Below are 10,201 nucleotides of genomic sequence, written 5' to 3'. Positions count from 1 at the left end.
TGAGTCCCCCTCATATTGGCCGTTACTTAATCGTTATAATCGCTGGTGGGGTTACTCGCGAGTACGCCACGCCCATCCAACGCTTCGCGATCCGCGCCGAGACCGGTAGAGTTTGCACGGTCGTACCATCAGCGCGAGTGGCGAAATTGGCAGACGCGCCAGATTTAGGTTCTGGTGTCCACGGACGTGGGGGTTCAAGTCCCCCCTCGCGCACCACAGGAATCCGGCCCGCACCCCCGGGCGGTCCGCAGGTCTTTCAGGCTACGCAGACGCCGCATCGACCAGCGACGATCCATTCTCAGTCCTGGGAATCAGACGGTGAGCGAACCAGCTTGTCGAGTGCAGCAGGGCCCGCGGCTACCGCCCAGGCATCGCCGCCCCGATCGCGGCAAAGCAGAATGCATGCGCGCTGACCGGTCGACCAGACCGGACGGTTCCGGCACCCGCGCGGATCATGGTCGGCTACCACTCACCATCTCGAGACGACGCGGTAGCCCAGCGCGCGAGCCGCGAGAGACCGGCCCGAGGAGTTCAGAGATCGCTGTAGTTCGTGCGAACACGGTCGACAAGTTCGTGGATATTCGTCCAGGGGTTGGTGGCGATTCCATCGACGTCCGGCAGGCAGAGTGTTGTGGCATGCCGGCGCGCCGCGGGATATCGGGCCCTGTAATTCGGCGTAGCGGACCTTCTTGTGTGTGAGACAGTAGCCGCCGTAGCAAGGGTCGCGGCATCCTTCTCGGTAAGCCAGATCTGATCGCGAGAAATCTCGGTCTTGGCATGCCTGCCGATGAGTGATACGTCATGGGTGCTACAGATCAACTGTGCTCCACGATGATTCAGAGTCGGGGACATGAACATCCCGACGAAAGTGTCGACAAGCTGCGGATGCAGCCGCGCGTCCAGTTCGTCGATACACAGAACAGCGCCGTGACCAAGGGCGGTGACCACGAGTCCCGCGAGGCCGATCCACGTCTGCGTGCCACTGGATTCGTCTTGCAAGGGCAGCTCGAAGACTCGATCGCCGACGTGGTGGACGACCCGCACATCTTTGAACGCGGGGGTCGACAAAACGACCTTGTCGCCGACCGCTTCCCGGATCGCCTTCCGCATGCGGGTGAATTCGGACGCTTCGTCATCGTCGATCTTTGTCGCCTTGACCGCCGAAGCCCCCAGATCGGCATACGCCAGCATCGCATTCACCGCACGCGCGTCGACCTCGTGGCCCTTGGCCCCCTGACTCAGATGCAGGGGGAAATGCAGGCGCGGCTCGAAATCGGAGTCGTCGGCGCCCGCCAGTCCGAACTGAAACCAGCGATAAACCTCAGTGAGCCGGGTGTGGCCCTTGGCCGCGGCCACAGACAGGAAGAGACTGTTCGGACGTAGTGCGCTTAGCTCAAACGACGTTGAGTTGGCTCAAACTCGCAGGCTTTCGCGGTTCCCGGAGGCTGCCAACGACGACATCGAGCGTCGCGCTGCGGCCACAGCGCCGGGTAGCGGTGGCCGCAGCGGCTGAACCCGCATTGCTGTTCACACCGGCTGAATCCGAGGCCCTCCCCACAGGCTTGGTCGCGGGCAGGCTCGGCGAAGCGTTGGTAGCCGATCCCTTTCCGCTCATCCCATCGATAGGCACCCCTGGAAGGTTTGGAAATCGCCGGCGAAGCCGAAGCCGCCGGTGCAGGTGGGGGTGGTGGTGCCGGTGACGGCGACAGTGGCGCCGGGGCCGGCGATGCCGATCGACAGGCCGGGGCGCACGCCGTAGGTGGTGACGGTGGCGCCGGGGCCGAGGGCGATGGCGGCTGGGCCGGAGAGGAACTGGGAGCTCGACATGGCGGTGCCGCCATTCTGGGCGATGGCCAGCGACAGGCTGGTCGAGCCCGCGTCGGCGGTGGCGGTGCCGCCCACGCCGTAGGCGGCGGCTGCGGCGCCGTCGGTGCTGCGGGCTGCGCAGCTTCCGGAGGCGGCGTCGACGGAGACCGCGCCTGCGCCGGGGACCGGGCAGGAGGCCATCGATTGTGCGGCGGCGGTGGGTGCGGCGATCAGGGCGGCGGTGGTCAGGGCGGCGGTGGTCAGGGCGGCAGTTCCGGCGGCTGCGGCGAAGAGGGCGCGCACCGGCAGACGGTTGCTCATCGAAGTCTCCTTCGGTTTGTCGACCGTGGCATCCGCGACGGCCGGGGTGTCTGTTCAGCCGGACGAGCGACCGAGGTAGCCGTCCGGTCACTCCTCACGGTACCGGCAAATCGATGCATAAACGATGCATTGTGGCGATCGAGTGCGTAGATTCGAGGGATGAGCATCGAGTGTTCGGCTGTGGTCGCGGTTCCTCGATCCGAAGTCTTCGCGTGGTTCGCGAGGCCCGGGGCGTTCGCCCGCCTGGCTCCGCCGTGGCAGCCGGTGCGGCTGGTCGAGGAGACCTGCTCGCTCGCGGACGGGCGAGCGGTGCTCGCTCTACCCGGCGGACTGCGGTGGATCGCCCGGCATCAACCCGAGGCCTACGATCCGCCGGCGCGGTTCGCGGATCGGATCTCGCGCGACGGGGTGGCCTCGGTTCCCCTGGCCACCGCGCTGCCCTGGCGGCACACCCATGAATTCGCCGAGGTCGATCCCACCCATACCCGCGTGATCGACCGCGTGGATAGCTGGCTTCCTGCCGCGATGCTGCGGCCGATGTTCGCCTATCGGTACCGGCAGTTGACCCACGATCTTGCCGCGCACGCCCGGGCGGCGGCACACGGGTTGGGTCCGTCGACGATCGCGGTAACCGGCTCGTCGGGGTTGATCGGGTCCGCACTGACGGCCTTCCTCAGCGCGGGCGGGCACACGGTCGTTCGCCTGGTGCGCCGAGAGCCCCATGGCCCGGATGAACGGCGATGGAACCCAGACCGTCCGGACGAGGATCTACTCGCCGGCGTGGATGCCGTCATTCATCTGGCGGGTGCATCGATCGCGGGTCGATTCACCGTGGAGCACAAACGCTCGATCCGGGACAGCCGCGTCGCCCCTACTCGCGCCCTGGCCGAACTCAGTGCCGCCGCCGGCGTGCCCACGTTCGTGTGCGCCTCCGCGATCGGCTACTACGGCAGCGACCGCGGCGACGAGGTCCTCACCGAAACCAGCCCGCGCGGAGACGGCTTCCTGGCCGACGTCGTCGCCGAGTGGGAGGACGCCGCCGCAGCGGCCGCCACCGGAATCACCCGCATGGTAACCGTGCGGACCGGCATCGTCCAATCACCGCGCGGCGGCACCCTCCGACTGGTGCGGCCGCTGTTCGCGACCGGACTGGGTGGACGGATCGGGGATGGGCGCCAATGGATGTCGTGGATCGGCATCGACGATCTGATCGATATCTACCACCGCGCACTGTGGGACGGCGCACTGCGCGGACCGGTGAACGCCGTCGCACCCGAGCCCGTGCGCAATGCGGAATTCACCCGCACCCTCGGCCGAGTGCTGGGTCGCCCGACGCCGGTACCGGTACCGGATTTCGGACCCGCGCTGCTCCTCGGCCGGGAGGGTGCGCACGAACTCGCGGCGGCGAGCCAGCGCGTCACGCCGCAGCTACTGCTTCGCGCCGAACATCCGTTCCGGACACCCGATCTGGAATCGGCTTTGCGTCACGTGCTGGGCCGAAGCCATTGACCCCGTGATCGATGCGCCCGTCCACGGTGACCGCCACCGGATCGGCCCCGCCGGCTCCTCGATACTCGACCCGTCGGCTACAACGGCCTGCCCTGCAGGTGCGCGCCACCGCACCGGTATCGGGCTGCGGCTCACCGACGACGAGGCGGTGCGGGCGTGGGCTCGCGACCGGAGCAACTATCACCGCACTGCACCCCCTTGTCGAGCTCCGCCGGCCGCACCACCAGCCGGCAAGCGGAGCGGCATGCCTCAACCCAATTCGGCCGCAATCGCGCGACCGGCCGCACGGCCGGAGAAGATGCACCCACCGAGGAATGTGCCCTCGAGCGCGTTGTATCCGTGCACCCCGCCACCGCCGAAGCCGGCGACCTCACCGGCGGCGTAGAGGCCGGGCAGCGGTTCGCCGTCGGGGCGCATGACCCGCGATTTCAGGTCGGTCTGCAAGCCGCCGAGGGTCTTGCGGGTGAGGATGTTGAGCCGGACTGCGATCAACGGGCCCGCCGCCGGGTCGAGGATGCGATGCGGTTTGGCGACGCGGCCGGCCTTGTCGCCGAAGTACTGGCGGGCGTTGGTGATCGCCATCATCTGCGCGTCTTTGGAGAACTTGTTGGCCACTTCGCGGTCGCGGGCCACGATCTGGCGTTCCAGGTCGTCGTAGTCCAGTTGCGGGCCGCGAGCGATCTTGTTCATCCCGTCGACGAGTTCGCGCAGGGTATCGGCGACGACGAAATCGGCACCGTGCTGTTTGAACGCCTCGACCGGGCCCGGCGCGCCCTTGGCCACCCGGCTCTTGAGGGTGAGTTTCATGTCCTTGCCGGTGATATCGGGATTCTGCTCCGAACCCGAGAGCGCGAACTCCTTCTCGATGATCGACTGGGTGAGCACGAACCAGGAGTAGTCGTGGCCGGTGGCCAGGATCGCCTTCATGGTGGTGTTGGTGTCGAACCCGGGGAAACACGGTGCGGGCAGGCGTTTTCCGTTGGCGTCGAACCACAGCGACGACGGTCCGGGGATGATCCGGATGGCGTGGTCGGGCCAGATGGGGTCCCAGTTGATGATGCCCTCGGTGTAGTGCCACATCCGGTCCCGGTTGACGATGGCGCCGCCCGCGGCCTCACTGATGCCGAGCATGCGGCCGTCCACATGGGCGGGCACGCCGGAGATCATCGTCTTCGGGCACGGCCCCAGCCGATCGGCGGGCCAGTTCTTGCGGATCAGCTCGTGGTTGTGCCCGATCCCGCCGGAGGTGACGACCACCGCTTTTGCGCGGAAGTCGAACTCGCCCACCACGGTCCGCGACGAGGCCTTGCCGCGTTCGAGGTCGGTCGGCTCGAGCACGCTGCCCCGAACACCGGTGACGGCGCCGTCCTCGACGACCAACTCATCAACGCGATGCCGGAATGCGAAGCGCACCAGCCCTTTTCGTTCGCCATCCAGCACGGGTTCTGCGAATACCCGTACGACCTCGGGTCCGGTACCCCAGGTGAGGTGGAAGCGGGGCACGGAGTTGCCGTGGCCGTCGGCGGTGGCGCCGCCACGTTCGGCCCAGCCGACCAGCGGTGTCACCCGCAGCCCGAGCGCACGCAGGTAGTCGCGCTTTTCGGTGGCGGCGAAGCGGACGTATTCGCGCGCCCACTGCCGCGCCCAGTGGTCCTCGTCGTCGCGGTCGAAGCCGGCCGACCCCATCCAGTCCTGCAGCGCGAGCTCATAGGAATCCTTGATACCGAGGCGGCGCTGTTCGGGGCTGTCGACGAAGAACAGTCCACCCAATGACCAGAACGCCTGACCACCGAGGTTGTTGCGGTTCTCCTGGTCCAGCACCAGCACCCGCCGACCGGCCTGGACCAGCTCATAGGTCGCGACCAATCCGGCCAGCCCCGCACCGACCACGATCACTTCGGCGTCGAACGCCGAGTCAGGACTGTTCTGTGTCATGTTGTTCCTTCGCATCGTCGCACCGACGGCCGGCGGTTACTGGGCCGCCCATCGCCTGCGTTCCAACCTAAGCACCTCGCAGTGCCCGAGCGGGCACAATCGCCGACCTTCTCGCCCCCACTCGACTCCCCGCACCGCGCCTCGGCCCGACCGACGATCGGTGCCGCGACGCTCGATGAATACACGGGGGATACGTTATCGCATCAGATTCACATCTGCATCCAATGCATTGGATAAGATCACGCTCGGACAGAGAGGACACGCCGTGCCACCTTCGGAAGAGGTCGCCGCGACAGCGACGAACGGACAGCGCGCCACCGGCCGCCGAGTGACCAAGCGGCGCGCCGAAACTCGCCAGCGCTTGCTCGACGCGGCCTACGAGGTCTTCGCCGAACAGGGCTTCGGCCGCACCAAACCCGACCACATCTGCGAACGCGCGGGCTACACCCGCGGCGCGTTCTATTCCCAGTTCACCTCCATGGACGAGCTTTTCCTGGCGATGTGGGAGCAGCAGTCGGCGCAGCTGCTCAGCGATGTGACGGCGATGCTGCGCGAGGATCCGGGCACCGACGTTCGCGAGGTGCGCGAGGTGGTCGAGCATTTCCTGCGCGCGGTCCCGCTGGATGACAAGTGGCAGCGGATCAGCCTGGAGGTGACCGCGCACGCCCTGCGCAATCCGGAACTGCGGGACCGGATGGTCGCGCGGGAGGAGGCGATCATCGCCGCGCTGATGCCGGTGGTGCAGACCCTGCTGAACCGGATCGGCCGCACGGTCACCGACCCGAAGGCCTTGGGACGCGCGTTGATCGCGGTGCACGACGGGACGACGGTGCAGGTGCTGATGGAGCCCGACAGCGCCGAGGCCCAGGAGCTGCGGGTCGACCTGGTGCTGCGGGTGATCATGTCCTACACCCGCGAGCAGTGACGGCCGCGCTCACACTCCCGGGTTGACCGGCGAACGGCGCAGGTATTCGACGTAGCGGTCCCGCATGTGGGCCGCGGCGGCGTCGGGGGCGGGATCGCGATAGTCGCCGGGGATGATCCACCGACGGCTGTCGATGTCGCGGCGGGCGGCGCGAACCCGTTGGCTCCAATGCCGCGTGCCTTGTTCTCGTAAGGCCTGGCCCAGGGCCGAGACGATGCCGGGCTCGACACGGCGCAATTGGAGCGGGTCGAAGATGGCCAGCAGGGGCGCGTCGGTGTACGGCGGATCGGCGCAGACGCCCACGTGACCGGCGTGGGTGAGCAGGGTGATCGGTGCGGGGTCCTCGGCGGTCGCAACATCGATGACGCGATCCCAGCCTTGGTCCCGATGCCAGGCGGCCATGTGCTCGGCGACGGCGCGTGGTTCGTCGGTACCGAACGAACGCACGAGCGCAGGCACCAGCGTCCAATAGGCTTCCTCGGCTTCCAGGATGGCCGAGCGCAGCGGGCCGAGCGCATTGGCGGCGAAATCCGCGGGCAGGACGATCGAGAACGGTTCGCCCGCGGTGTCGGAGAAGCGCAGACCGAGCGTCCCGTGCACGGTGACGATTTCGATTCGATCGACCACGATGTGCGGGCGACCGATCGGCGCACGTCCGCGCGTACCGGTGCGGTTGCCGGATTTGCGGTTCTGGCTGATCGCGGACTCCTTCGTGAGAACCCTCGGCGAACACAGCTTGCCGGGGGTAGAACGGATGGCCATCAGTAGCGAACGTTGCGCGGGTAGATCCCGGAGCGGACCGGAGGTCGCGACGGCCACCGGCCCGGATCCTCAGATCTAGGGCAGCGCACCGCAATTCGACGGTGCCGGCCTACCCGCGAGCCGATCGGTGATCCACTGCTGCGAGGAATCCAGTGCCGGGAAGAACGCCAGCACATGGGTGCCCGCGACACCGGTTATCGGGGGAATCGAGGCATTGGCCTCCAACTGCACCGCCGCCCCGCCACCGCACCAGTCGGCCGCGGTGGCGTGAATCGGCGGGAACGGCGCACCCTCATCGTTGTGGGCCGCGGCGATGAGCACCGGGGCCGACGGGGTGAGCGAACCGACGCGTTGTTCGGCGAACGCCGCCCGCAACGCGGGATTCCGGTCGATCACCGCGGCCAGCGGCTGACCGCTGCTGGTCCACTGCGCGGTATTCGGATGGTTTTGCGCCATTCCGACGGGCATGGCGCACTTGCTTTCCGAATCCCGCAGGATGGCCTTGCCGGTGTCGTTGAGCTCGGCGTCCAAGGCCGAACGCACCTCCGGATACGCCGCGGCCATCCCGTTGAGGATCCAGGCGTGGGTGGGTGCTGCGGCGGCCCGTCCGTCGTTGTGGGCGATGAAGGCGCGGTCATCGACCACCGGTGCGCCGACGTAGGCGCCGCGCACATTGAGATCCGGGGCATAGCTCGGATGCAGTTCGGCGGCACCGGCAGCGGCCATACCGCCCTGGGAATAGCCATAGAGCAGCACCGGCGAATCCGGGCCGAGACCGGTGCCGGGCAGCCGCAACGCCGCTCGCGCGGAGTCGAGCACCGCGTGGGCCTGCTCTTTCCGGTTGAGGAAGCCGTGCACGGCCGGCGTGCCGAGCCCTTGATAATCGGTGATCACCACCGCCATGCCACGCGACAGCAGCGAATACAACGCGACCACGTCGTACTCGAAGATCAGGTTGACCGGCGGCTCGAAATGGATGAACTGGGCGAGCAGTTTCGAGGGCGCGCACTGATCACCCTGCCCCTTAGTGCCACCCGCGTAGGCAACCAGCGGCCGCGGTCCCGGTCCGGTCCACGGCATCGCCGGCATCAGGACCGTACCCACCGCCGCGGCCGCAGCGCCATGGGTGTCGCTGCTGGTGTACATCACCCGAGTCGCCGACGCCGGCATCGCACCCATCGACAACGCCAGGTGCGACGGCTCGGCGCGCACGATGGTCCCCGGGCCACCGGGCAGCGGGGCGGGCGGGATATAGAACTCGGCGCCGGCGATCCCGGTCGCCGGCTGGGCCACGACCTGCGGGGCGCAGAGCGCGCCGCCGACGAGAGCGAGGGAGCAGGCCAATGCCGCGGTCAAGCCACGTGCTCGACTCCTCACGATTCGATCCTTCCGACGATTGGGAGAGCCAATGACATCGCGAAAGCGGATACAGCATCGAGAGCTGATACATCGTGAATCGGATACAGAGGATAGTCGCGGGGTCCGCCGGTAGGTACCACCGGCACCAGAAAGGAGCGACCGCGGGCGAGGGCACCGCTGCGCCGCGCGGTGGAGCGGCGCGGGACAGCGTGTCCGGCAGGTTCAGGCCAGCTGGCGAGCGTCGACCGCCGCATCCGGCCGCGGACCGTTGACGCGCGCGATCAGCGCCGAGCGCAGGTACCACAGGCCCTCGGTCGGCGAGAGATCCACACCGGTCAGCTGACCGATGCGGCGCAGTCGGTAGTCGACGGTATTCGGGTGCACATGCAGGATCCGCGCGGTGCGTTGCCGGTTGAGATCCATCGCGAAGAACACCCGCAGCGTCTCCATCAGCTCGGGGTGATCGTCCAGCGGCGCCAGGCGGGCGTGCAGGATATCGCGGCCGATACCCGGGCGGGTGAGCTGATAGTGCAGCGCCAGCTCGGCGAACCGGTACAGGCCGGGGCCACGGCCGAGCTGGTGCACGGTGTCGAGCAGATCGTGCGCGCGGTCGGCGGCCGAGGCGACGTCATCGGCGGCGGCGGTGAGCACGGTGGCGCGGATCGGCACGAGCGCGGCCTCCGACAGCTTGCGCACCATCTCGTCGAGCTCGGATTCGGCGCACGCGGTGGCCGGGACCAGGATGGTGCCACCGTCGACCGACAGCAGCGACAGCGCGGTATCGCCGAACTGATCGGCCAGCGCGGCCTGCACCCGGCGCAGCTTGCGACGCGCCACGACGTGCGGGTCCAGGCGCGGATGACTCTCGTCCGGATGCGAGGGCAGCGACACCGCGAGCACGAAGTACTCGGCCGCGATCTGAATTCCGCACTCGCGCGCCATCTTCGAGGTGGCATGGCCGCCGAGCAGCGCGGAGGTCAGGGTGTGCACCGCGGTGTGATGCTCGGCGACGCCGGCGCGGTGCTCACGGACGTAGGCCTTGCTCACCGTCGAGGTGATGAGGTTCAGCAATTCCAGTGCGGCACCGGCGCCGTCGACGATATCGCCGCTGCCGGTCGGCTCCGTGCGCGCGAACAGCAGGTCGAGGCCGGCTTTGAAACCCGCGTGCACGGCGTGCAACACCGCATCGATGGGCACGCCGTCCTTGGCCCACTTGGCCGCAGCGGCATTGATGCGCTCGGTGGGCACGGGGTGGTCCTCGCCGTTCATCCGCTGGATGGACCACTCCACACAGACCCGGACCAGGGCCGCCACATCCCCGGCCATCACCTCGGCCTTCAGGGTGGTGAACGGCGGTACCGAGCCGGCCAGATGGTCCACCAACCGGCGCGACAACCGGCGGACATCACGCACGGGCGGTGAGATGGACCGTCCAGGGGTCTGGCATCCGGGGCGAATCGCGTTCTCGATCGTCACGTGTGACCTCCTCGTCACCTGTACTACGCAACGAACACTAATGCGAGCGCGCGCTCACCTTCCACTCCTCTTTGCACAACTTGCACGGCACCGGATAGATCCACATCT

General features: G+C 67.9%; 8 protein-coding genes and 1 tRNA gene. 3 read left to right on the top strand and 6 right to left on the bottom strand.

What is annotated here, in order from left to right; genetic code table 11:
- Positions 1-131: 131 nt before the first annotated feature.
- Positions 132-216, top strand: a tRNA-Leu gene (locus NOCYR_RS06355).
- A gap of 315 nt (positions 217-531) precedes the next feature.
- Here NOCYR_RS06355 and NOCYR_RS06350 read toward each other — a convergent pair.
- A complete protein-coding gene (locus NOCYR_RS06350; RefSeq protein ID WP_014349532.1) occupies positions 532-1,356 on the bottom strand; it encodes an AAA family ATPase in 825 nt (274 codons plus the stop codon).
- Between the two features lie 255 nt (positions 1,357-1,611).
- Positions 1,612-2,127 carry a DUF6764 family protein gene (locus NOCYR_RS06345; protein WP_014349531.1) on the bottom strand — a complete coding sequence of 172 codons (516 nt, stop codon included), beginning with the start codon at positions 2,125-2,127 and terminating at the stop codon, positions 1,612-1,614.
- Between the two features lie 159 nt (positions 2,128-2,286).
- Here NOCYR_RS06345 and NOCYR_RS06340 point away from each other — a divergent pair, with 159 nt between their 5' ends.
- On the top strand, positions 2,287-3,636 hold the full coding sequence (locus tag NOCYR_RS06340) for a TIGR01777 family oxidoreductase (protein ID WP_048833039.1): 1,350 nt from the start codon (positions 2,287-2,289) through the stop codon (positions 3,634-3,636).
- A gap of 249 nt (positions 3,637-3,885) precedes the next feature.
- Here NOCYR_RS06340 and NOCYR_RS06335 read toward each other — a convergent pair whose 3' ends face one another.
- A complete protein-coding gene (locus tag NOCYR_RS06335) occupies positions 3,886-5,571 on the bottom strand; it encodes an FAD-binding dehydrogenase (RefSeq protein ID WP_014349529.1) in 1,686 nt (561 codons plus the stop codon).
- A gap of 265 nt (positions 5,572-5,836) precedes the next feature.
- On the opposite strand from NOCYR_RS06335, the gene NOCYR_RS06330 reads away from it, so the two are divergent.
- Positions 5,837-6,496, top strand: a complete 660-nt coding sequence (locus tag NOCYR_RS06330; protein ID WP_014349528.1) for a TetR/AcrR family transcriptional regulator — start codon at positions 5,837-5,839, stop codon at positions 6,494-6,496.
- A 9-nt stretch (positions 6,497-6,505) separates the two neighbouring features.
- Here NOCYR_RS06330 and NOCYR_RS06325 read toward each other — a convergent pair whose 3' ends face one another.
- The 3 genes from NOCYR_RS06325 to NOCYR_RS06315 form a co-directional block, all read right to left on the bottom strand.
- Positions 6,506-7,315: a hypothetical protein gene (locus NOCYR_RS06325; RefSeq protein WP_014349527.1), complete on the bottom strand. Its 810-nt coding sequence runs from the start codon at positions 7,313-7,315 to the stop codon at positions 6,506-6,508.
- Positions 7,316-7,333: 18 nt separating this feature from the next.
- A complete protein-coding gene (locus NOCYR_RS06320; RefSeq protein ID WP_148280546.1) occupies positions 7,334-8,635 on the bottom strand; it encodes a lipase family protein in 1,302 nt (433 codons plus the stop codon).
- A 204-nt stretch (positions 8,636-8,839) separates the two neighbouring features.
- Complete coding sequence (locus tag NOCYR_RS06315) at positions 8,840-10,093, bottom strand: PucR family transcriptional regulator (RefSeq protein WP_048833033.1); 1,254 nt, start codon at positions 10,091-10,093, stop codon at positions 8,840-8,842.
- Positions 10,094-10,201: the final 108 nt, after the last annotated feature.

Source organism: Nocardia cyriacigeorgica GUH-2 (genome assembly GCF_000284035.1).
GTDB lineage: Bacteria > Actinomycetota > Actinomycetes > Mycobacteriales > Mycobacteriaceae > Nocardia > Nocardia cyriacigeorgica_B.
Note: the sequence above shows the minus strand (reverse complement) of the source record. Positions and strands in the feature narration are given on the sequence as shown.

Bases quoted from the DNA above. Each gene is read 5' to 3' on its own strand.
- NOCYR_RS06340 (WP_048833039.1), top strand. From the start codon at position 2,287: ATGAGCATCGAGTGTTCGGCTGTGGTCGCGGTTCCTCGATCCGAAGTC.
- NOCYR_RS06335 (WP_014349529.1), bottom strand. From the start codon at position 5,571: ATGACACAGAACAGTCCTGACTCGGCGTTCGACGCCGAAGTGATCGTG.
- NOCYR_RS06345 (WP_014349531.1), bottom strand. From the start codon at position 2,127: ATGAGCAACCGTCTGCCGGTGCGCGCCCTCTTCGCCGCAGCCGCCGGA.